The sequence below is a fragment of the Paenibacillus sacheonensis genome (assembly GCF_009909195.1).
In the GTDB taxonomy this organism is placed as follows: Bacteria; Bacillota; Bacilli; order Paenibacillales; family Paenibacillaceae; genus Paenibacillus_Z; species Paenibacillus_Z sacheonensis.
In genome coordinates, this window is the sequence record NZ_JAAAMU010000003.1 from 221774 (window position 1) to 244667 (window position 22894).

The window sequence follows — 22894 nt, forward strand, 5'->3', positions numbered from 1 at the left end:
TTTAACGCGTTGCACCGCTAAATACGAGCGAAGAGGAGGATAACATGAACAGCAGCTGGTTCCGCAAATTGCTATTATCCTATCTTCCCGTGTTTGTCGTGGTGGTTACGATCTTATTCGTCGTGTTCTTCCAATCGCTGAGCGAACAGAATCGCAAGCAGGCGATCAAAGCCAACGAGTTCCTGGCGGAACAGGCCGTCCGGTTCACGGACAATTCGTTGAAGACGCTGGATTACCAGATCTTGCGGGATACGCTGTCTTCCGCGGATTTGAAGCGGTTCTTCGGCACGGACAGCGACGATGTCTACGGCAATATTCAAGGCAATAAGCTGATCGACGATTGGAAGCTCAATTATTCGATCATCGATTCCGCCTATTTCATCCGAGTAAAGGATCGATTCGTGCTCGGGGACGGGTCGGGCCTGCAATCGGACTTTCTGGATCAACCGTTTATCCTGCCGTTCATGAACCGGCAGGCGCAGCCCGGCAAATGGTCGGGCAAGCGAAGCTTCAAGCCTTATCAAGCGTCCAAGCCGGCGGACGTGATTACGCTGGTGCAGGGCTATCCGCAGTTAACGAAGGCCAAGAAAGGGTACGTCGTCGTGAACGTCAGCTTGTCGAAGCTGAAAAACGCGATTACGCCCATGTACAATCCGGCGTTTACGTTCATACGGATCAGCGACCAAGCAGGCGGCATCCTGATGGATGACAATGGCGTCGACAACGGGAAACGAAGCGTCTTGGCCAGTTACATCTCTCCCTACACGGGCTGGCTCGTGGAGAGCGGTCCGGCGAGCGGAAGCTTGTCCCGGATCGCGCTCGATTTCTACAACGTCTGGGTGGTCATTGCCCTGGCCGTCGTGGTGCTGGGCGTTCTCTGGGTCGTGCATGTCACGCGCCGCAATTACAAGCCGATCAGTCAGCTCGTCTCGCTCATACGGACAAGCGCCTTGGTGAATCCCGGGATTCATCCCTTCGGAAGCAATGAGTTCGGTTTTATCCAAGGCGCGCTGGAGCAGCTGATGGAAGAGACGACGAGAACGAGGCAGAAGGATAACGAAACGATCATTTTGCAGAAGAAGCATCGGTTTCAAGAGGCCGTCTTGGGTACCGCTCCCGTGCGCGAGACGGAATGGCAGACGGATTTGCTCGCCTTCCACGTGAATCCGGCGGGAGCGAGGGCGTTCATGCTGGAGCTTGAGATCGACCGATATGCGCAATTCACCGCGGCCTACCATCATCAGGACCAATCGATTCTGAAATTCGTCGTCGCGAGCGTTGCGCAGGAGATCGCCGGACTGAGCGGCGCCTCGGTATGGGCCGAATGGGTTGCGGATCGCAGGCTGTCCGTCATCGTATGGGTGCCCGATGAAGCGGACGGCGCTTCGCTCGGCATGCAGATCGGCGAGCAAGTCTTGGAGTGGGTGCGCGGCAACTTGAGCTTCACCGTCACGATCGGTATCCATGGCATGGCGGAAAATCTCGAGGAGATTCGGCGCTCGCATGAAATCGCGCGCGATATGCTGCACTATAAGGCGGTGCTCGGCACGGGCAGACTGCTGGATGCGACGGCGATGGAAGGGGCCAAGTATCATGGGCATGATTTCTTCGGCACGATCCATGCGTTGTCGCAGTCGATCCGGCTGGCCGAGGACGGCTGGAGGAAGCATCTGGACGAGCTGTTCGGCCAAATCACCGATGCCGTCTCGTCGCGCAAGGAAATCGAGAGCTTCATGCAATTTCTTCAGCAGCAGCTGAACCGCGTCTTCCTCGAGCTGTCCAAGGACTATCGCAACGTGTGGAAGGATGCCGATGCGGCGCTGCGCGAGCTGTGGGCGAATTGGGAAACGCTAGCGGAGCTGAAGCAGAGCTGCGCGCAGATATTCGAAGCGGCGGCAGGCAAACTGCAGACGTTGAAGGATTCGCAGGGGACGCGCGCCGTCATCGGCGACATTCGCGCCTACATCGAAGAGAACTATCCGAATCCGGAGCTGTCGCTCGACCACCTCAGCGCCAAGTTTTCGCTCCATGCCAAGAACATCAGCAAACTGTTCAAAGAAGAATTCGGCGGCAACTTCGTCGATTTCCTCATCGGTCTGCGGATGGACAAGGCCAAGCAGCAGCTGCTGTCGACGGACAAGTCGCTGCAGGAAATCAGCGCGGAAGTCGGCTATTTCAACTACAATTCGTTTAACCGGGCCTTTAAGAACGTTGCGGGCATGTCGCCAAGCGACTACCGCAAGCGGCAGGCCGATCGATAATGCCAGAAACCTTGAATCTGCCGGCGGCGGACTTCAAGGTTCTTTTTTTGGTTTGCCCGGATTCCGGTTTGTATGAATTCGGTTTGTATGGATTCCAGTTTGCCCGGACGCCGCACCCGCCGCGAATTCGGCATGGTCCCGCACGCGCCGCGAAATCCACGCGTTCCACGCACCTACGCATCACCAATTCAACCATTCCAATCATTCCAACCATTCCAATCATCGCCTGCCGCGAAAAGCGCACAGCGTAGAAAAACGGGAAGTCCGCATGATTCTCCCATGTTAACGGCTTGTAAACGCGCGTCCGGAGAAAAATGCGTGGTCGCCGAATCTTACGAATTGATGGCGCGGGCGGCAGCGGGCTAGAATCGAGCTATCCAACCGAGCCCGTCAGGGAAGTCGGCCGAAGAATCAACGACGATTCAATCTGAAAGAAGGAGAAATGCGGATGGTGCAAACATGGATCAAGATGAGACGGAGCTGGGAATTGTATCTCCTCGTCCTTCTTCCGGTGCTTTACCTCATTATATTTCAGTACATTCCGATGTTCGGCGTCATTATCGCGTTCAAAGACTTCAATATTATCAAAGGGATTTTAGGCAGTCCGTGGGTAGGCTTCAAGCACTTTAACGAGTTGTTTCATTCGCCGAATTTCCAGCTGCTCCTGAAGAACACGCTGCTGATCAGCCTGTACTCGCTTCTCGCGGGCTTCCCGGTTCCGATTCTGCTGGCGCTGGCGCTGAACGAGATCCGGATGGGTCTCTTCAAACGATCGGTACAGATGATCACGTACGCGCCGCATTTTATATCGACCGTCGTCATGGTGTCGATCACCATCCTGATGCTCTCGCCGCATGTCGGCGTCGTGGACAAGCTCTTGTCTTCGCTCGGATGGTCGTCGACGAATTTCATGGGAGAGCCCAAGCTGTTTAAGTCCATCTACGTCTGGTCCGGGGTATGGCAGGAAATGGGCTATGCATCCATCATCTATATCGCCGCGCTGTCTAGCGTCGATCCTTCGCTGTATGAAGCGGCGCGTATGGACGGGGCGTCCAGGTTCAAGAAGATCATTCACATCGATCTGCCGTCGCTGCTTCCGATTACGATCACGATGCTGATTCTAAGCTTGGGCAACGTCATGGGCGTCGGCTTCGAGAAAATCTACTTGATGCAAAACTCGCTGAACGTCAGCACGTCGGAGGTTATTTCCACCTACGTCTACAAGGTCGGTCTCCTCGGCGCCAACTTCAGCTTCTCTTCCGCCGTCGGACTGTTCAATTCCGTCATCAACCTGATCCTGCTCGTCACCGTCAACGCGATTTCCCGTAAAGTTTCGCAAAACAGCTTGTGGTAGAAAGGCGGCCGTCCATGTTGACCAATCAAACCATCAGAGAACCGTTCGGCGACCGCATGCTGCTCGTCTTCATCTATGCCTTGCTCGGCCTGTTGACGTTAACGGTGCTGTACCCGCTGCTCTATATTCTCAGCTCCTCCCTCAGCTCGCCGAGCGCCGTCGTGTCCGGTCAAGTGTGGCTGTACCCGGTCGAGTTCTCGTTGAAGGCGTACCAGTCGATTTTCAAGAGCTCCCAGTTAATGATGGGCTTCTATAACAGCGTCATCTACACCGTTGTCGGAACGCTGATCAACGTCCTGTTCACCGTGCTGATGGCTTTCCCGCTGTCGCAGCGGGGGATGCCCGGCCGCAAGTACATCATGATTCTCATGATGGTCACGTTGTTCTTCAGCGGCGGTCTTATCCCGACGTATCTATTGGTGAAGAACCTGCACATGCTGGATACGCGCTGGGCGCTGTGGCTCCCCGGGGCGTTCTCCATCTTCCAGGTCATCATCGCCAGAACCTTCTTCATGTCCTCCATTCCGCTGGAGCTGCAAGAGGCTTCCCAAATTGACGGCTGCAGGGATACCCGCTACCTGTGGAGTATCGTACTGCCGCTGTCGAAACCGATTCTTGCGGTCATGACCTTGATGTATGCGGTCGGACACTGGAACGCGTACTTCGACGCCCTCATCTATCTGCGGTCCGAGCATCTGTTTCCGCTCCAATACGTGCTGCGCAACATGCTCATCCTGAATGCGGCCGATCCGGAAATGCTGGCGAACACCGCGCAGTCGCTGCGGGATCAAGGCTTCGAGCAGGTGCTCAAATACGCGCTTATCGTCGTGGCCTGCATCCCGGTGCTCGTCATGTATCCGTTCGTGCAGAAGCATTTCGTCAAAGGCGTCATGATCGGTTCCTTGAAGGGCTGATTTGCAGTGCGATTGAAATTGGTCGATTATTAGTGGAGGTGATCGGGAAGCGCATACCGTACGATCCGAGTACGATTAAGGCATAGCAGGGGGACTGCCCCTCAGCGGGCAGAGCAGCGAAGGATACGATTCAAGGAGGAGACGTCGATTGAAAAAGTCCATTTGGGTTTCGCTCATGATAGTCATGATCAGCAGCATCGTTCTTTCCGCTTGCGGAAGCTCGGGAAATAATACGAACGCAGGCAATGCGGGTTCAGCCGCTACGAACGGCGAGGCTTCCGATACGGCTGATGCCAAGCCGGTCAATCTCGGATTCTTTGCCCCGCAGGGCAAGGCTCCGCTTGAAGATAACGATTACACGAAATACATCGAACAGAAATTCAACGTCAAGATCAAATGGGATCTGGCGCCTACCGACGCGCTTGTCGACCGCAGACAGCTGCTGCTCGCGAGCGGCGACTATCCGGAAGTGTTCCTGGAAGGCAAGTTCACGAATTCGGATTTGATGACCTACGGCAAACAAGGCGTGCTCGTGCCGCTTAACGAACTGATCGATAAATACGCGCCGAATCTGAAAGCGATGATGGACAAGAAGCCGTACTTGAAAGAAGCGATGACGGCGCCGGACGGCAACATCTACGGCATTCCGCGCTTCAATGAATGCTACCACTGCACGTTCTCGCAGAAGTATTGGATGAACAAGGAATGGCTCGACAAGGTCGGACTTGCCGTGCCGAAGACGACGGACGAGCTCTACAACGTCCTGAAGGCGTTCAAGACGAAGGACCCGAACGGCAACGGCAAAGCGGACGAAATTCCGATGACCGGCGCGCCGAACAAATACGTATGGAACGGCAATGTCGACTCGTTCCTGATGAATGCCTTCATCTACAATGACAACGACAAATACTTGACCGTAACGGACGGCAAAATCGATTTTGCTGCGAACAAGCCCGAATGGAAAGAAGGCTTGGCATATATGCACAAGCTGTACAGCGAGGGCTTGATCGATAAAGCGTCCTTCACGCAAAACGATCAAGCGGTCGGCCAGCTCGGCAACCGCGAGGGCGACGAGGTCGTCGGCTCCATCACGACGGCGCTGCTCAGCTACCTGGTCGATACGTACGACGACAAGAAAACGCGCAGCAAGCACTGGGTCATCGTACCGCCGCTAAAAGGGCCGAACGGCGTGCAGCTTGCGGGCATGTCGCAGGGCTTCGGCGAATTCGCGATGGCGATCACGAATAAAGCAAGCGAAGCGCAGCAAATCGCGGCGATCAAAATCGCCGACTACGCGTTCTCGGAAGAAGGCGCGCTGTTCAGCGAATACGGCGTGAAAGAAGGCACCGGCTGGAAGAAGGCGAATGCGGACGAAATGAACATCGACGGCAAGCCCGCCAAATACAGCTTCGCCAACCTGGCGCCGGTCGACCCGAACGTCGTCCGCAACGACAGCTGGTCGCTGCTTGGACCGAAGGATCTATCGAAGGACTTCCGCGACCTGTTCGCGACGGCGCAGGATCCGCTCACCGGCGCAGGCTACGAGAAACGCCTGGCGGACGCGACGAGCGCGTACGCGCCGTACGCGCCGAAGGAATCCTATCCGTCCAGCGCGTTCGTGCGTCCCGAAGATACGGATACGATGGCGCAATTGGCGACGTCCATCAAAGACTACGTCCAGTCCAATATGGCGCAGTTCATCATCGGCGACAAAAACCTCGACAAGGATTGGGATTCCTACGTGAAAGGGTTCGATGGCCTGAACCTGCCGCAGTATATTCAAATCTATCAGTCGGCAATCGAGAAAAAATAAGCAAGCTTATCGGGACAAGACTTTATATAATAGAGAAAAATATAACAGTGCAAGCGCACGGGAAGTATTCCTTCGGGTATACTTCCCTATGCTTGTCTAGGAGCAGGAAGGGGAAATCGACGGATGCGTTACAAGGACAGTACGCTTACGGCCAACGAACGGGCAGCCGATCTGCTGGCGCTGATGACGGCGGAGGAAAAGATCGGCCAGATGACGCAGCCCTTCGGTTGGAAAACCTATCATAAGCAGGGGGACGGGACGATCGAGCTGGATGCCGCTTTTCGGGAGCAAGTCAAGGCAGGCGGCATCGGATCTCTCTACGGCACGCTGCGCGCCGACCCGTGGACGGAAGTGACGCTGGAAAACGGCCTCTCTCCGGAAGAGGGCGCGCATGCGGTCAATCGCATTCAGCGCTTCGCGATCGAGCAATCCCGGCTCGGCATCCCCATTCTGTTCGGCGAGGAATGCTCGCACGGCCATATGGCAATCGGCGCGACCGTGTTCCCGGTTCCGCTGCTGATCGGCAGCGCGTGGAACGTAGAGCTCTACCGCGAGATGTGCCGGGCGGTGGGGCTGGAAACCCGCAGCCAGGGCGGCGCGGCGACGTACTCGCCGGTGCTCGACGTCGTCCGCGATCCGCGGTGGGGAAGAACCGAAGAATGCTTCGGCGAGGATCCCTACATGATCGGGGAGATGGCGGCGGCTGCCGTGCAGGGCTTGCAGGGAGAGAGGCTGGACGGCGAAGGAAGCGTGATCGCGACGCTGAAGCATTTTGTCGGCTACGGCCATTCGGAGGGGGGCCGCAATGCCGGCCCCGTCCATATGGGCCGGCGCGAGCTGCACGAGATCGACCTGCTGCCGTTCCGGAAGGGGGTAGAAGCCGGCGCGATGTCCATCATGCCGGCCTACAACGAGATCGACGGCGTTCCTTGCACGACGAATGAAGAGCTGCTGGAGCAGGTGCTGCGCAGGGAGTGGGGCTTCGACGGCTTCGTCATCACGGACTGCGGAGCGGTCAACATGCTGGCCTGGGGCCATGACGTGGCCCAAGACGGCGAGGACGCGTCGGCGATGTCCGTGAAGGCGGGAATCGACATGGAGATGTCCGGCGAGATGTTCGCCGCTCACCTGCACGGGGCGCTGCGGAACGGCCTGCTGGACGAAGCCGATCTGGACCGTGCGGTTCGGCGGATACTGGAAGCCAAGTTCAAGCTCGGCCTGTTCGACAATCCGTACGTCGATCCGGCGGCAGCCGCGCGCATCATCGGCAGCCAGGCGCATAAGCGGCTGGCCCTCGAGCTCGCCCGGCAGGGCGTCATCCTGTTGAAGAACGAGGGAGCCGCGCTGCCGCTCGCGAAGAAGAGCTTGGGCAAGATCGCGGTCATCGGACCGAACGCCGATCACGCCTACAACCAGCTCGGGGATTATACGTCGCCTCAGCCGCGCGAGTCCATCGTCACGCTGCTCGACGGGATCAAGGGAGCACTCGGCGAGGAAGCGGACGAACGCGTGCTCTATGCGCCGGGCTGCAGAATTCAAGGCGATTCCCGCGAAGGCTTCGCTTCCGCCCTCTCCTGCGCCGAGCAGGCGGAAGTCGTCGTGCTTGCGCTCGGCGGCTCCAGCGCCAGGGACTTCGGCGAAGGCACGATCGACTTGCGGACGGGCGCATCCGTCGTAACGGGATTATCCTGGAGCGATATGGATTGCGGCGAAGGAATCGACCGCGCCGGCCTGCATTTGATGGGCGTCCAGCTGGAGCTCGCCCAAGCCGTTCATAAGCTGGGCAAACGGCTGATCGTCGTCTATATCAACGGACGTCCGATCGTCGAGCCTTGGATCGACGAGCATGCGGACGCCATTATCGAAGCCTGGTATCCGGGTCAGGAAGGGGGAGCGGCGCTCGCCGACATCTTGTTCGGCGACGTCAATCCTTCAGGCAGGCTGACGATCTCCGTGCCTAAGGACGTCGGGCAGCTGCCGGTCCGCTATAACGGAAAGCGCAGCGGCTCGAAGAAGTATCTCGAGATGGACGCGAAGCCGCGGTATCCGTTCGGCTACGGGCTCAGCTATACGACTTTCGCTTACGAGGATTTGACCGTATCTCCGGAAGAAATCGCTCCGGACGGAGAAGCGACCGTCACGGTGAACGTGACGAATACCGGCGAGGTCGAAGGGACCGAGGTCGTCCAGCTGTACGTGACCGACGTCGTCAGCTCGGTAACGAGGCCGGCCAAGGAGCTGAAGGGCTTCGCGCGCGTCCTGCTTGCGCCGGGAGAGAAGAAGGCCGTTCGTTTCACGATCGGCAGGGAACATTTGCAAATGTGGAACGCGCAGCTGAAGCAAGTGGTGGAGGCCGGCGAATTCATCATCACGGTCGGCAGCAGTTCGGCAGAGGGTAACGGCGCAGCGCTGACTGTGCGGAAAGAGGGTTAAGGCATGCAACGCATTCAACGTTTTATTCGCGAATTATCGGAGCGTCAGTGGGCGGAGACAGAGCCGCTGCGCAATTGGCATATCAAGAAAACCCGTTATGGCTTGCCGGGAGAATACGTGACGCTGCCCGGCGGCGAAGGGAGCTTCCAGGAGGATATTCAGCTTGACGGGGAGCATGGCATCACGTATTTTCTGACCAAACGAATCGCGATTCCGCGGCACTGGGAACCCGGTACGGCAGGCTTGACCGTGAGCGGCGGCGGAGAGGGCTTGCTGCGGGTGAACGGAGCTTCATATCAAGGCATCGACCGCAATCATGACGTGGTGCCGCTCTATCTGGAAGGCGTCGGCCTGGATCCGCTGCTGGAATTCGAATTGTTCGATCCGATCCCGGAGCCGGTCGATCCGCTGAACGATCAGGCGCCGGTCAATCCGCCGGTAACGCGGTTCGAGGTAAAGCTCGTGCGCTTCAACAAGCCGGTGCAGCAATTGCGCTACAGCGTCAAGACCGCGTGCGAGACGATGGAGCTGCTGCCCGAGCAGGACGGCAACCGACGCCGGCTATTGGATCTGTTGTACGGGACGATGAACGAATGCGGCGCCTGGACGGAGGAAGAATGGCTGAACGGCGAGCGGGTGAGCGCGGCCGAGCGGCGTCTCGCGGACCGGATCACTTCGGAATTCCCTTCGGCTCCGAACCGAGGCAAGATGCATATGGTGGGCCAATCGCACATCGACATCGCCTGGCTGTGGCCGGTGCGGGAGACCGTCCGCAAGGTGAGCCGCACCTTCTCCACGATGACGTCGCTCATGGAGGAATACCCGGACTTCGTCTATTCCCAGAGCCAGCCGCTGCTGTACGCGTTCGTGAAGGAGCATGATCCCGCGCTGTATGCCAAGATCAAGAAGGCGGTCTCCGAAGGGAGATGGGAGCTCGTCGGCGGCATGTGGGTCGAACCGGATTTGAACATTCCGAGCGGCGAGTCGCTCGTGCGTCAGATGCTGCACGGCCAGCATTTCTACCGCGACGAGTTCGGCAAGGGTTCGGCGATCGAATGGCTGCCCGATACGTTCGGCTATTGCGCTTCGCTTCCGCAGCTGCTGAAGCTGGCCGGCGTCGATTACTTCATGACGACCAAGCTCGACTGGAACGATACGAACAAATTCCCGCACGAGCTGTTCAACTGGGTCGGCATCGACGGCACGTCGATCGTGTCGTACTTGAACCACGGGCTGAACGAGCATACGCGTCCGAAGAACATGGACGAGCATTGGCGGGAGTTCCGCCAGCAGGACAAGCTGAACGAGCTGATGCTGCTGTACGGACACGGCGACGGCGGAGGCGGCGTTACGCGTGACATGGTGGAATTCGTGCAGCGCAGCCCGCTCATGCCGGGTCTTCCGGCGGGCGGCTTCAGCACGGCCGGCGCGTTCTTCGATAAGGTCGGCGAAGCGGCGGGGACGCTGCCGGACTGGCATGGCGATTTGTACCTGGAGCTGCATCGCGGCACCTTGACGACGCATGGCCGCAACAAGCGAAGCAACCGCAAGGCGGAGGTGCTGTACCGCGAAGCGGAGATATGGGCTTCCCTGGCCCGCGCCTATACGGGAGCGGAAGCGAATGCCGATGCGATGAACCGCGGCTGGAAGCTGATGCTGCTGAATCAATTTCACGATATTATTCCGGGCACGGCCATCACGGAGACGTACGAGACGTCGGCAGCGGAATACGAGGACGTGTTCGCCCTCGGCGGCGAGGCATTGCAGGCGTCGATGCTTGCGCTTGCCGGAGCGGTGAATGCTTCGGGCGAGGGGACGCCGTATGTCGTGTTCAACAGCTTGGGGTGGGAACGGGACGAGACCGTCGTTATCGAAGGCGGGGCGGAGCTTGCTGGTCTCTGCGCTTATGACGAAGCGGGCTTCCGGCTGCCGTGCGATTATCTGGCGAACGAGCCGGGAGAAGCGGCTGAGGCGGACGGGGCGGACGAATTCGGTGGAACGAGAAAATCGGGTGCGGTGCATGGCAGCTTGTCGGTGACCGTTCCGGCGATCCCGGCATTCGGCTACAAGACGATTTGGCTGAAGGAGCCGGACGCTCAGGAAGCATTGCAGCAGCGGACGCAGCAGCAGCAGCAGGCGCCAAACGGGGACGCAGGCGAATTCGACGCATGGGAGACGGCGCACTACCGGCTGGAATTCAACGCGCGCGGCGAGATCGTCCGCTGGCTGGACAAGGCGGCGCAGCGCGAGCTTCTGCCGCCGGGCGCCAAGGCGAACGAGCTGCAATTCTTCCATGACAAGCCGACCTATTGGGATGCGTGGGACATCGATCCCAACTACGAGCAGCAGCCGGCGGGTCAGGCGGAGCTGATCGGGAAACGGGTCGTGCAGTCCGGCGATACAGCAGATATTCTCCGGTTCGAGTGGCTGCTTGGCCGGTCGCGCATCACGCAGGATTTGATCCTCTACCCGCATCGGAAACGGGTGGATTTCAAGACGCGCATATCTTGGCATGAAAGCCATAAGCTGTTGAAAGCGGCGTTCCCGATCGACATCGTGTCGACGAAGGCCGCTTACGAGATCCCGTTCGGCGCCTTGGAGCGTCCGACGCACCGCAATACGAGCTGGGAACAGGCGCAGTACGAGGTATGCGGACATCGCTGGGCGGATATTTCGGAAGGCGATTACGGCGTCAGCCTGATGAACGATTGCAAGTACGGCTACGACATCAAAGGCGGCGTCCTGCGCCTGTCGCTGCTGCGCGCGCCGAAATGGCCGGACTCCGGCGCGGATCAAGGCGAGCATGAATTCACGTATTCGCTGTACCCGCATGAACGGGACTGGCGGAATGCCGAAGTCGTGCGCAGAGCGGCGGAATTGAACCATCCGGCGGCTGCGATTCGAGTGCCGGCGGGAAGCGGGGACGGTTCCGGAGAATCGGGGCACAGCCCGGGTTCCGGCTCAAGCTCCCATTCAAGTTCCGGCTCAAGCTCCGGCTCCGGCAAAAGCTTGCCGGCGACGAACACGCTGCTGCAGCTGAACAGCAGCACGGTTATATTGGACACGGTCAAGCCGGCGGAAAGCGGCGAGGGCATCGTTCTTCGCTTCTACGAATCGACCGGCAGCCGCGACCGGATCCAATTCCAGCTGCCGCCGACCGCTCGGCGGGCGTCCATCGTCAACTTGCTGGAGGACGAGTTGGAAGCCTGCGGCGTCAGCCCGGAAGGAACGGTCGCGCTCGCGTTCAAGCCGTTTGAGATTATATCGATCCACTTATCATAATCCTATCTTAGAAATGGAAGGGCGGTAATCGCAATGAAAATCGGGTTAAGCACGTACAGTTTGCTGGGGGCGCTCAAATCCGGCGAAATGACCGTATTGGACGTCATTGATTGGATCGCCGAGAACGGCGGCGAGCATATGGAAATCGTGCCGTACGGCTTCACGCTCGTCGACAATCCGGAGCTGGCCGATGCGGTGCGCGGGCATGCGAAGGCCGCCGGCATCGCGCTGTCGAACTATTCCATGCCGGCGAATTTCGTGCAGCCGGACGAGGCGTCGTTCGAAGCCGAGATGGCGCGCATGAAGACGCATGTCGACCTCGTCCGCCGGCTCGGCATGACGCATATGCGCCATGACGTGACGGCGTTTACGATCGAGAAGGAACAGATGACGATCGCCTGGTTCGAGGAAAGCTTGCCGCTCATCGTCAAGGGCAGCCGAATCGTTGCCGATTATGCGGCGCAATACGGCATTACGACGACGATCGAGAATCACGGCTTCAGCGTCCAGGCGAGCGACCGCGTGCAGCGGGTGCTTCAGGCGGTGGACCGTCCGAATTTCAAGACGACGCTCGACATCGGCAATTTCATGTGCGTGGACGAGGATCCGGTCATCGGCGTGATGAAGAACCTGCCGTACGCCTCGTTGGTTCACTTTAAGGACTTTTACTTCCGGCCGTTCGACGAGCCGCCGGGCGGAGGCGACTGGTTCCGGACCAGCAACGGCAATTACCTGCGCGGCGCGATCGTCGGCCATGGCGAAATTCCGATTCGCCGCATTATCAAGCTGATCAAGGGATCCGGATACGACGGCAGCATTACGGTCGAGTTCGAAGGCATGGAAGAGTGCAAGTCGGCGTCGCGAATCGGGATGGACAATCTCCGCCGGTTGTGGGAGGAAGCATAACCCATTTTGGATGTTAAGGAAGGCGGGCAAAGGATGCAAACGGAGACGAATACGAACATTATTCCTACGGCGAAGCAGCTGGCTTACCAGGACTGGGAGTTTGGCTTGTTCCTGCATTTCGGCTTGCGGACGTTCTATGAAGGGTATGCCGATTTCGACGAGCGGCCGATGACGCCCGCCGATTTCAACCCGGCCGGGCTCGACTGCGAGCAGTGGATCCGAACGGCCAAGGAAGCCGGGATGGCGTATGCGGTCCTGACGGCGAAGCATCATGACGGCTTCTCCAACTGGCCGTCCAAGTACAGCCGCTTCTCGGTCGAAGCATCCCCGTGGAAGGACGGCAAGGGAGACGTCGTGCGCGAATACGTCGACGCCTGCCGCAAGTTCGGGGTGAAGGCGGGCCTCTATTATTCGCCTTACGACGGCTCCGCCGATTTCTACGCGCAGGACGCCGAAGCGTACGACGATTATTTCGTGAATCAAATCACGGAGCTGCTCGGCAGCTACGGCGAGATCGACATTCTCTGGTTCGACGGCTGCGGCTCCGAGAATCATACGTATGACTGGGACCGTATCATCGGCACGATCCGCCGGCTGCAGCCGGGCATACTCATCTTCAATATGGGCGATCCCGATTTCCGCTGGATCGGCAACGAAGACGGCATCGCGCCGATCCCGTGCTGGAACGTGGCCGACGCGACCGATTTCTCGATCTTGACCAAAGAGAAGGAAACGCTCGGAACGCGGCTCTGGCTGCCGGCCGAATGCGACGTGCAGATGCGGGCGAACGGCAGCACCTGGTTCTACAGCGATCAAGACGAGCACATGGTCAAGAGCGTCGGCGAGCTGATGGGGCTCTACTATCTGTCCGTTGGCCGAGGCACGAATCTGCTGCTCAATATCGGACCGAACCGCGAGGGGCTGCTGCCGGCGAAGGATACGGCGCATCTGGAAGCCTTCGGGGAAGAGATTCGCCGCCGCTTCGGCCGGCCGATCGCGACGCTTGCGGCATGTAGGCAGGAGGGGCTGGTATGGCGGTATGACGCGCAGGAATCCCATCTGCTCGATCACATCGTCATTCAAGAGGATTTGACGGAGGGCGAGCATGTCCTCGCCTTCCGCGTTTCGGTCCTGACGGCCAAGACGCATCAGCCCGTCGCCGTCTACGAAGGCAGGAATATCGGACATAAGGCGATTATCCGCCTTCCGGCGGTCAAAGCCGCCGGGGTCATCGTGGAAGTGACGGCGCACGGCGGCGCGAGAGAGCCCGTGCTCCGCGAGCTCTCGATCCACTATTCGGGGGATACGGGAGTTGTTTAAACCGTATTTATGAATCAGGTTCATGAGACGGGGCCGTTTGGATCGATTCGTTGATCCAAGCGGCCTTTTTTTGCCGGCCGATTAGGCATTGTAGCGTATTCTAGCCGAGTGTTATGATGAACGGGTCAAGCGGTTCATATCATGCTGAGAAGGGGCTTTTAACCGATGAAAGACATCCAGCAGCACATGCAAGCGGTTCTCGAACGAATGGTCGACGAGGGCAGGGAACGGGGCGTCCAGCTCGCCGCGTATCATGAAGGCGAATTAATCGTCGACGCTTCCGCCGGCATCGCGGACCGGCGCACGGGCCGGGCGGTGAACGGCAGGACGCTCTTCCCCGTATTCTCCACGACCAAAGGCATCGCCTCGACGGTCCTCCATCACGTGATGGAGCGGCAAGGGATCGATTACGACCTGCGGATTGCCGAGCTGTGGCCGGAGTTCGGCGCGAATGGGAAAGAACGGGCGACGATTCGCCATGCGCTGAGCCATACGACCGGCATCCCTCATATGCCGGATGGAATCGGGCTTGCCGAGGTCGTAGATTGGGACCGGATGGCTGCGGAGACGGCGAAACTCGTTCCTCAATGGCCGCCGGGAGAGCGTATGGAATACCACGCGATTACATTCGGCTGGATCGTCGGCGAGATTGCCCGGCGGCTGGACGGCAGGCCGTTCGCGCGCATTCTGGAAGAGGATATTTGCGATCCGCTCGGCATTCGGGATGAATTGTTCGTCGGGATTCCGGATGAGGCGGACGCGCGCGTCGCGTATCTGGAGGAACCGGGATTCGATCCGGCCGCGTTTCCGGCAGCGGGACTGCAGGCGATCCCGGCATGGGTCACCCCGCTCGCCGACTGGATGAACCGCCCGGATGCGAGACGGGCATGCGTCCCGGCCAGCAACGGCATCATGTCGGCCAAGGCGATTGCCAAGCATTACGCGGCGCTCCTGCCGGACGGCGCGGACGGCATTCGGCTGCTGCCGGAATCCCGCATCAGGCTTGCGACCGCGCTCCAGGACCTGCCCAGCCAGGAACCGCAATACAGAGCGCTCGGCTACCACATCGGCTCGCCGGGCTCCATCATGGGCGGGAGCCCTTCTGCCTTCGGTCATGGCGGCTACGGGGGATCCATCGGATTCGCCGATCCGGATCATCGGCTGGCGATCGCCTACGTCAATAATTTATACACGCCCCAGAGCGCGGGCACGGCTATTATCCATGAATTGAAGAACGCGCTTGGCATCGCGATTGAATAAACCTCCTCAACCAAACGGGCGGTTCTCCTTTGCTTCTGACAGCAAACGGAGAACCGCCCGTTATTTACGCAGCGGATATTTCAAGATCCCACCACCGACAGTAGAGACAGTCAGTAAGGTGGTCGGATTTAGTCAGGTTAGTCAGTCAGCCAGATTAGTAGGAGTCATCCGGCTGGGGTCAATGGAATAGAGAGCTTGCAGCTTAAGCGCTGGCCTCGCTCCTCGGCGCTTCTTCCTTCTTCGGCAAGCGGCTGCCTGCGCCAATCCGGAGATAGCCAAAGGCTCCAGCGGCCATCAGAGCGGCGACGGCGACGCCGGCCGCGCCAATCCAAGTAATGGCGGTCAGCGAGCTGCCCTCCACGATGACGCCGCCGACGCCGGCTCCGGCTGCCATGGCGAATTGCAGGACGGAGCTGTTCAGGCTGAGCATGATGCTCGTAGCTCCGGGCGCCAGCGTGATGAGATGGTACTGCTGCGTCGGGCCGGAAGACCAAGCGGAGAAGGACCATAGCATAAGCAGCGGAAACATGAGCGACGGCGAATGGGCGGCGAAGGAAATGACGACGAGCCAGACAGCGTGCAGGATCATGCCGCCGACGAGCGTCCGCCGATAGCCCCACCTGTCCGTGCTGAAGCCGCCAAGCTGGGAACCGATCAGGCTGGCAACGCCGAACGCGAAGAGCGCGATGCTGACGGTGCTGCCGCTCATGCCCGTAACGTCCAGCAAGAACGGAGACATATAGGTGTAGGCGATGGCATAGCCGCCGATCCAGAAGAAGGTGATGGCTAGGCCGATGGCGATCCTTGGATTCTTCAGGAGCGATAGCTGCTGACGGAGCGGCACGGGCAGTTCGTTGTCCGTCTTCGGTATCGCGGTCGCGATGAGCAGCAGCGCGAACAGGCCGAGAATCGCGATGGCGCCGAAGACGGCCTTCCAGTCATAGACGGAAGCGGCAAGGCGGCCAAGGGGCACGCCGACGATGAGCGCGGTGCTGAAGCCCATGACGAGCGTCGCGATGGCGCTGCCCTGCTTCTCCGGCGGAGCCAGCTTGGAGGCGACGGTCAGCGCCGTGACGACGAATACGCCGCTGCTGAGCGCCACGATGACGCGGGAAACGATGAGGGCGCCGAAGCCCGGGAGCACGTAAGCGGCGGCGTTGCCGACGACGAACACCGCCAGCGAGTACAGCATGAGCTGCTTGCGGCCGACGCGGGATGCGGCAGCCATCAGGAACGGCGTTCCGAAACCGTACGCCAGGGAAAATACCGTAATCAATTGGCCGGCCGCGGCCACGGAGACGCCGATGTCGGTCGATACTTTATCCAGGATACCCGCGATGATGAACTCCGATGTGCCGACGAGAAAGCTGACGATCGCCAGCATATAGATTTTCCAGGCAGTAGACATTCTCTCCAACTCCTCTTGCCAAGCTATTTTTATATTTCTAAGTTTATCGAAATAAAGGGCGAAAAAAACGCTACCCCAGCAAGTAAGGGGCGTATTTGCGCGCGACTTCCTTGTTGACGCTGTAATAAATGTACGTGCCGTCCTTGCGCAGCGAGAGCAGTCCGCAGTCCGTCAGCTGCTTCAGATGATGCGACAGGGTGGAACCGGCGACGGATTCGAGCTTGCTGCCGATATCCGAACAACAGAGATTTTTCTCTTCCGTAAGCAGCATCGCGATTTTGATTCGGGTCGGTTCGCCGAGTGCTTTGTACACTTTCACCGCTTGTTTGACTTCCTCGTTGTCCTCGACCATGGGTTCTCACCGCCTCTTCGCCGTAATTTCGAATGCCGTAATTCGATGTTTGTTGAAATATACCATGCCTCGCCGTCTCCTGTAAATAGGCTGCGTAAAAACGGCCGCATACGGCATATATAGGGCAAGTTCTTTCCTTCCGCGGTTGTCATTCCGCCTGATTCGCTATATGATGTTAGATAACTTGACATCTTAGGTTGTTCAACTTGGGGAAGGACACGGAAGGAGGCGACGAGCATGCATTTGACCGTCGAACAGGCACTGGCTGTTTATCCGCTGTCGGAAGGCGAACTGATCGCGGGCGATTCGGGCAAGCAACGAATCGTCAAATCGATCAACGTGATGGATGCGCCGGACATCGCGGATTGGATCAAGGAAGGCGAAATGTTGTTCACGACGGCCTACCTGATCAAGGACGATCTCGAGGAAGCGTCGGAGCTGATCAGGAAGCTGCATTATCGCGGCGCATCGGGGCTAGGCATCAAGCTCGGCCGATTCTGGGAATCGATTCCGGAGCGATTGACCTCGTTGGCGGACGAACTCGGCTTTCCTCTTATTGCGCTTCCGTTTCAATTCACCTTCTCCGATCAGATGAACGGCTTGTTCCATGCCGAGATGAAACGGAGCACCGACCAGCTCGAGGGAGCGCTGCAGAAGCAAATCCGCCTCATGCGTTTCGCGCTGCGGGCGGAGTCGATCTCGTCGCTGTTCGAATCCGTCACGGACGCGATCGGGTGCCCCATCGCGGTCGTCGGCGCCAAAGGCCAGGTCGTATTCAGCTCGCCCGGCATCCCCGCGGATTGGCTGACCGATCAATGGCCATGGCCCCCGCTCAAGACGCGTCTCAAGCATCTAGGCAGGCAAGCATTCCGCATTCCGCTCATGAACCGCGACGCCTGCACGGGCTTCGCATTCTTCTTCGATTCCCTGCCGTTCCTCTCGCCCGTCGAGGAAGGGCTATACACGCAGGCGGCCGAAATCATTTCGCATCATCTTAATTACAGCTACGAGGACTATTTTGAATTATCGGTACAGAAGGACTTCGGCTCGTTGATCAAAAAGTTCCTCAAGAACGGCGTCACTGCGGAGGCCGTGCTCGAATACGCCGAGCGATGGGAAATGGAGTGGCTCGAAACGGGTTATTACTGCGCGCTCGTCGATCTTCCTCCCGCCGCCGCCGTACTGCGGACGGAACGGCTGGATGATTTGAAAGCCTCCATGCTGAGCAACGCGCGGATGCAGGCGCTGAAGGGGATTCACGTCGTAATGGACGAAGGCGTACTCTGCGTCGTTCCGATCGCAACGGCGGGTACCGAAGGCGAGCTGCTGCGCGAAGCGCTCGAGTCCTGCCTGGCCGGACTCGGACTGGATGAACGAAGAGCCCCGAAGGCGGCCATCTGCGCGCGCAAGAAGCAGCTGAAGGAGATGGCGGACGCGTTCGCGGAATGCCGGAACACGTTCAGGCTTGCCCGAGAATGGGGCGTCGAGGAGCGGATCGTCCGTTACGATACGCTGGACCTGGCGATGATTTTCGAACCCGTCTCCCGCGAGAAGATGCGGATCTACTGCCAGCGCTGGCTCGGCGGCCTGCTGAGCAAAGATCCGGGCTACGCCCTCGAGATGCTGAAGACGCTGGAGACGTATCTCGACTGCGACGGGCAGTTGAACGACACGGCGAAGAAGCTGTTCATCCACCGCAATACGGCCACCTACCGGATCGAAAAGCTGAGCGAGCTTCTGGACGTGGACTTCAAGAAAGTGAATGTGCTCGTACGGCTCAAAATCGCCTTTCTCTTCCGCAGCCTGTTGGCCGCGGAGACGGGGGAAGGAGAGCGCGGAGCATGAGGCGGCCGCGGGATGTTCTGGCCGAGCTCTCGAAGGATGCAGCATGCATGGCAGACAAACCGGCCGGCAGACTACGTGCGCGTAGTGCTGCCGGTTTGTTTTTGCCGAGAATTGCCCGTCGCCGACGCCCGGCGTCAAGGCCTTTGTTAAATGGCGTGATTTCATAGGATTTTTAGATCAAGGAAGAAGACTGGAATTTAGTGTTACATATATGTTAGTTAAATAGAAATGTAAGCGCTAAATCTGAATGTTTATTGTCATCCGCACCAATAATGTACGTCTATTTCGGCATGACGCACAAATATATGTGAGGTATGTAGACATAAACATGACTCAAATCATAAACTAAGCGTAGAAAGAGCTACACGATGATCGCAATTTTGGAGGGGGACGAGGATGATGAAATCAGCCAAGGGTACGGTTTACTTCTCGAAACGCAATGCGGCGATGGCGGTTTGTCTGGTGACCGCAATGGCGGCCTTGTCCGCATGCGGCAGCAATGAAGCGTCGAACGACGGCAATAACGCGGCGGCCAGCAATGCCAATGCCGGCACGGATGCCGGCAACAATGCGGCTGCCAATGCGGGAACCGGCACGGAAGGCACGACGACGAATGCCGGGACGGATACGGCGGTCAAGGATCCGGTGAAGGCGACCCTCATCCTGAACTGGTTCGCCGAACCGGAGCATGGCGGCAACTTCGCGGCGCTGGCCAAAGGCTTCTACAAGGATGCGGGATTCGACATGACGCTGATGCCTGGAGGACCTTCCGTCTCCGCCACGCAGCTCGTCGCTTCAGGCAAGGCCGAATTCGGCATGGCCAACGGAGACGATATTCTCGTGGCCCGTCAGGAAGGCATCCCGGTGGTGGCAATCGCGACCGCGTTCCAGAAAAGCCCTCAGGCGTTGTTCTACCATAAAGATTCGGGCATCTCGGATTTCGGCGATCTCAACGACCATAAGGTATACGTCGCCGCGACCGCAAACTTCTGGCAGTACATGAAGAAGAAATTCAGCCTGGATAAAGCGCAGGAAATGAAGTATACCGGACAGCTCGTCAACTTCATCAACGACAAGAACGCGGTCACCCAAGGCTACGTAACATCCGAGACCTATACATTGCAGCAAGAAGGCATAGACTTCGACGTCCTGCTGAACGCGGATTCCGGCTACAACATCTACGCGGGCGTATATTTCACGACGGAGAAGATGATCAAGGAGCATCCGGACCAAGTCAAAGCGTTCGTGGAAGCGACCGTGAAGGGCTGGGACTACTACAAGACGAATTCCGACGAGATCAACCCTGCGATACAGGAGAAGAACCCCGAAATGACGCTCGACATGATGAAATTCAGCGCCGAGAAGGAAATGGACTTCGCCTTCGGCGGCGACGCGGCGACCATGGGCACCGGCGTCATGACGACGGAGCGTTGGACGGAGGTTCAACAGCAGCTGAAGGATGTCGGCGTACTGACGAAGGACGAAGATATCGGCAAAGCGTTCACGACGGAGTTCTTGCCTAAGAAATAAGTTTCTAGGCACGAAAGGGACGGTGGGGCTCCGGCCCCTTCTTCTCTCAAAATGTGTATGAGTTTGAATGTGTGGTGAATAAGTGACCGCAGGTCATGATTCTACGCAAAAAACGAAAGGAGCATGGCTATGGCAGCGGAAGAAGCGAACAACAGTATGCTGAAAAGCGAAATGTACCCTGCCCGCGACCGGTCGAGCCGGATGTCCAGATGGCTGGAGGGCCGCTCGAGAAAGGGAAGCAAGCCGCTCGCGGCTTACATCAAGAAGCTTACGCCGCCTCTTGCGGCATTCATCGTGTTTATCGGAGGCTGGCAGCTGATCTGCCATTTGCTCGATTCGCCGACTTACCTCGTGCCGAAGCCTTCGGACATCTTCAAGGCGGCGATCGACAACCGTCATGAGCTCTGGACGGCGGTGTCGACGACGGCATTCGAATCCGTCTTTGGCTTCCTGCTCAGCATCGTGCTTGGCATCTCGTTCGCGATTCTGATGGCCAGTTCGAAGGTCATCGAAGAAAGCGTATATCCGTACGCCATTATCATGCAGACCATACCTATCGTGGCCATAGCGCCGCTTATCGTCATCTGGTTCGACGCCGGCTTTCAAGCCATCGTGATTATCGCCTTCTTGATCGGGTTCTTCCCGATGCTGTCCAATACGCTGATCGGTCTCAATTCGACGGAACATAACCTGCGAAACCTCTTCTATTTATATAACGCGAAGCCGCTGCAGACGATGTGGCGCCTGCGCATTCCGGCCGCGCTGCCGTATATCGTGGCGGGACTCAAAATCTCCTGTACGCTGTCCGTCATCGGCGCGATCGTCGGGGAGTACATCGCCGGCATCGGCGGCGGCAACGGGGGTCTCGGTTACGCGATCACGTACGCGGCGGGCCGGCTCAAAACCCCGTATTTATTCGCCTGCGGCCTGTCGGCGTCGCTGCTCGGCATTCTATTCTTCCTGCTCGTGAACAGGCTGGCCAAATGGATGCTCAGCTCGTGGCATGAATCCGAAATGAAACGCGAAGGCTGATTCTCCCGGAGGACGCCGCGGACTCGCGGAACAGCCGAAGGAGAAGGGTCGGATCACCTACTATCGAGAGGAGGCCGCAGTATGCTGCAAGCGGAACAATCGGTACTGCGCAAGTACTATTATCCGGTCATGCCGGTCACGGATCTGAACGAAGGACCGAAGCCGATCACCATGTTCGGGGAGCCGGTCGTCGTCTGGCTGGATGAGCAGGGCAAGCCGGCGGCTGCCATCGATCGCTGCTGCCACCGCACGGCGAAGCTGTCGCTCGGAGCAACGCGGAACGGCTGCATCGTCTGTCCCTATCACGGCTGGACGTTCAACCGCGACGGCAAATGCACCTTCTTCCCGCAGTCGGAGCTGGAGGATCCGCCGAAGGTTTACAAGATCAAGGCCTACCGCTGTGAAGAGAAATACGGGTACGTCTGGATCGCGCTCGACGAGCCGCTGGCAGGCATTCCCGATTTCAGCCGCTACGGCGATCCGGAGATCCGGCAAATTCATCAGTTTCACGAGACGATCCGCTGCTCGGCGCTCCGGCTCATGGAGAACTCGTTCGATACGGCGCATATCGCGTTCGTGCATCACAATACGTTCGGCAACAATCAGGACCCGGTTCCGCCGGAATTCCGCATCGTGCCGAATGAGCTTGGCTTCGAAATGTTCTACGAGGTTCGCGTCACCAACAAGCTGAACAAGGACGTCAAGGCGATCAACGTCGATTCCGACGAGACGGTGCGCAGCGTCCGCGCGGCGTGGTTCATGCCGTTCGTGCGGCAGCTGGACATGACGTATCCGACGGGACTGGTGCATTCCATCGTCACCTGCGCGACGCCGATCGATAACGAATCCTGCATCCTCATTCAGTTCGTCTTCCGGAACGACACGGAGGCGGACGTGCCGGCCGCGACGATCATCGCGTTCGACCGGGCCGTCGTCGACGAGGATATGCTCATCCTCGAATCGACCGAGGCGAACATTCCGCTCGATTTGAAGCTTCGCCTCGAGACGCATATGCATGCCGACAAACCCGGCATCGTCATGCGGGAGATGCTGCTGAAGCTGTTCGACGAGCACGGGGAGAAGGAAGTTCTGCCGCGGCTGCGGACGCCGCAGCTGTACAAGACGGAAGTGCTGGAGCGCGCCGCCGAACCAAATTGACCGAGAATCCGGGAGGTGCATGGGCG

At 58.6% G+C, this 22894-nt stretch carries 16 protein-coding genes; 14 read left to right on the top strand and 2 right to left on the bottom strand.

Annotated elements, in window-relative coordinates; all coding sequences use genetic code 11:
• Positions 1-44: 44 nt before the first annotated feature.
• From GT003_RS06595 to GT003_RS06640, 10 genes are all read left to right on the top strand, one after another.
• Entirely contained in the window at positions 45-2261 is a 2217-nt protein-coding gene (locus GT003_RS06595) for a helix-turn-helix domain-containing protein (protein WP_161695690.1), read from the top strand.
• Positions 2261-2512, top strand: coding sequence for a hypothetical protein (locus tag GT003_RS06600; protein ID WP_161695693.1), 252 nt, complete (start codon positions 2261-2263; stop codon positions 2510-2512). Before GT003_RS06595 ends, GT003_RS06600 begins: the two co-directional genes overlap by 1 nt.
• Before the next feature lie 197 nt (positions 2513-2709).
• Positions 2710-3615 carry an ABC transporter permease gene (locus GT003_RS06605; RefSeq protein ID WP_239565856.1) on the top strand — a complete coding sequence of 302 codons (906 nt, stop codon included), beginning with the start codon at positions 2710-2712 and terminating at the stop codon, positions 3613-3615.
• Between the two features lie 14 nt (positions 3616-3629).
• Positions 3630-4529, top strand: coding sequence for a carbohydrate ABC transporter permease (locus GT003_RS06610; RefSeq protein ID WP_161695696.1), 900 nt, complete (start codon positions 3630-3632; stop codon positions 4527-4529).
• Positions 4530-4677: 148 nt separating this feature from the next.
• Positions 4678-6342, top strand: a complete 1665-nt coding sequence (locus tag GT003_RS06615; RefSeq protein WP_239565855.1) for a type 2 periplasmic-binding domain-containing protein — start codon at positions 4678-4680, stop codon at positions 6340-6342.
• 123 nt (positions 6343-6465) lie between these two features.
• A complete protein-coding gene (locus tag GT003_RS06620; RefSeq protein ID WP_161695698.1) occupies positions 6466-8775 on the top strand; it encodes a glycoside hydrolase family 3 N-terminal domain-containing protein in 2310 nt (769 codons plus the stop codon).
• A gap of 3 nt (positions 8776-8778) precedes the next feature.
• The gene (locus tag GT003_RS06625) at positions 8779-12057 is read left to right on the top strand and encodes an alpha-mannosidase (RefSeq protein WP_161695700.1); all 3279 of its coding nucleotides are present in this window, start codon (positions 8779-8781) and stop codon (positions 12055-12057) included.
• Positions 12058-12090: 33 nt separating this feature from the next.
• Positions 12091-12963 (top strand): sugar phosphate isomerase/epimerase family protein, encoded by an 873-nt coding sequence (locus GT003_RS06630; protein ID WP_161695702.1) that lies wholly within the window; start codon positions 12091-12093, stop codon positions 12961-12963.
• A gap of 33 nt (positions 12964-12996) precedes the next feature.
• Positions 12997-14283 carry an alpha-L-fucosidase gene (locus GT003_RS06635; RefSeq protein ID WP_161695704.1) on the top strand — a complete coding sequence of 429 codons (1287 nt, stop codon included), beginning with the start codon at positions 12997-12999 and terminating at the stop codon, positions 14281-14283.
• 165 nt (positions 14284-14448) lie between these two features.
• Complete coding sequence (locus GT003_RS06640; protein WP_161695706.1) at positions 14449-15543, top strand: serine hydrolase domain-containing protein; 1095 nt, start codon at positions 14449-14451, stop codon at positions 15541-15543.
• A gap of 202 nt (positions 15544-15745) precedes the next feature.
• On the opposite strand, the gene GT003_RS06645 is transcribed toward GT003_RS06640, so the two are convergent.
• Entirely contained in the window at positions 15746-16951 is a 1206-nt protein-coding gene (locus GT003_RS06645) for an MFS transporter (protein ID WP_161695708.1), read from the bottom strand.
• A gap of 70 nt (positions 16952-17021) precedes the next feature.
• Positions 17022-17303: an ArsR/SmtB family transcription factor gene (locus GT003_RS06650; protein WP_161695710.1), complete on the bottom strand. Its 282-nt coding sequence runs from the start codon at positions 17301-17303 to the stop codon at positions 17022-17024.
• 237 nt (positions 17304-17540) lie between these two features.
• On the opposite strand from GT003_RS06650, the gene GT003_RS06655 reads away from it, so the two are divergent.
• From GT003_RS06655 to GT003_RS06670, 4 genes are all read left to right on the top strand, one after another.
• Positions 17541-19148, top strand: a complete 1608-nt coding sequence (locus GT003_RS06655) for a PucR family transcriptional regulator (RefSeq protein WP_161695712.1) — start codon at positions 17541-17543, stop codon at positions 19146-19148.
• Between the two features lie 399 nt (positions 19149-19547).
• The gene (locus GT003_RS06660; protein ID WP_249043561.1) at positions 19548-20678 is read left to right on the top strand and encodes an ABC transporter substrate-binding protein; all 1131 of its coding nucleotides are present in this window, start codon (positions 19548-19550) and stop codon (positions 20676-20678) included.
• A 129-nt stretch (positions 20679-20807) separates the two neighbouring features.
• On the top strand, positions 20808-21710 hold the full coding sequence (locus GT003_RS06665; RefSeq protein ID WP_420831449.1) for an ABC transporter permease: 903 nt from the start codon (positions 20808-20810) through the stop codon (positions 21708-21710).
• A gap of 81 nt (positions 21711-21791) precedes the next feature.
• Complete coding sequence (locus GT003_RS06670) at positions 21792-22868, top strand: aromatic ring-hydroxylating dioxygenase subunit alpha (RefSeq protein ID WP_161695716.1); 1077 nt, start codon at positions 21792-21794, stop codon at positions 22866-22868.
• Positions 22869-22894 lie beyond the last annotated feature (26 nt).

Bases quoted from the DNA above. Each gene is read 5' to 3' on its own strand.
- GT003_RS06610 (WP_161695696.1), top strand. From the start codon at position 3,630: ATGTTGACCAATCAAACCATCAGAGAACCGTTCGGCGACCGCATGCTG.
- GT003_RS06620 (WP_161695698.1), top strand. From the start codon at position 6,466: ATGCGTTACAAGGACAGTACGCTTACGGCCAACGAACGGGCAGCCGAT.
- GT003_RS06670 (WP_161695716.1), top strand. From the start codon at position 21,792: ATGCTGCAAGCGGAACAATCGGTACTGCGCAAGTACTATTATCCGGTC.
- GT003_RS06605 (WP_239565856.1), top strand. From the start codon at position 2,710: ATGGTGCAAACATGGATCAAGATGAGACGGAGCTGGGAATTGTATCTC.
- GT003_RS06595 (WP_161695690.1), top strand. From the start codon at position 45: ATGAACAGCAGCTGGTTCCGCAAATTGCTATTATCCTATCTTCCCGTG.
- GT003_RS06635 (WP_161695704.1), top strand. From the start codon at position 12,997: ATGCAAACGGAGACGAATACGAACATTATTCCTACGGCGAAGCAGCTG.
- GT003_RS06660 (WP_249043561.1), top strand. From the start codon at position 19,548: ATGAAATCAGCCAAGGGTACGGTTTACTTCTCGAAACGCAATGCGGCG.
- GT003_RS06640 (WP_161695706.1), top strand. From the start codon at position 14,449: ATGAAAGACATCCAGCAGCACATGCAAGCGGTTCTCGAACGAATGGTC.
- GT003_RS06650 (WP_161695710.1), bottom strand. From the start codon at position 17,303: ATGGTCGAGGACAACGAGGAAGTCAAACAAGCGGTGAAAGTGTACAAA.
- GT003_RS06600 (WP_161695693.1), top strand. From the start codon at position 2,261: ATGCCAGAAACCTTGAATCTGCCGGCGGCGGACTTCAAGGTTCTTTTT.
- GT003_RS06665 (WP_420831449.1), top strand. From the start codon at position 20,808: ATGGCAGCGGAAGAAGCGAACAACAGTATGCTGAAAAGCGAAATGTAC.
- GT003_RS06655 (WP_161695712.1), top strand. From the start codon at position 17,541: ATGCATTTGACCGTCGAACAGGCACTGGCTGTTTATCCGCTGTCGGAA.
- GT003_RS06625 (WP_161695700.1), top strand. From the start codon at position 8,779: ATGCAACGCATTCAACGTTTTATTCGCGAATTATCGGAGCGTCAGTGG.
- GT003_RS06630 (WP_161695702.1), top strand. From the start codon at position 12,091: ATGAAAATCGGGTTAAGCACGTACAGTTTGCTGGGGGCGCTCAAATCC.
- GT003_RS06645 (WP_161695708.1), bottom strand. From the start codon at position 16,951: ATGTCTACTGCCTGGAAAATCTATATGCTGGCGATCGTCAGCTTTCTC.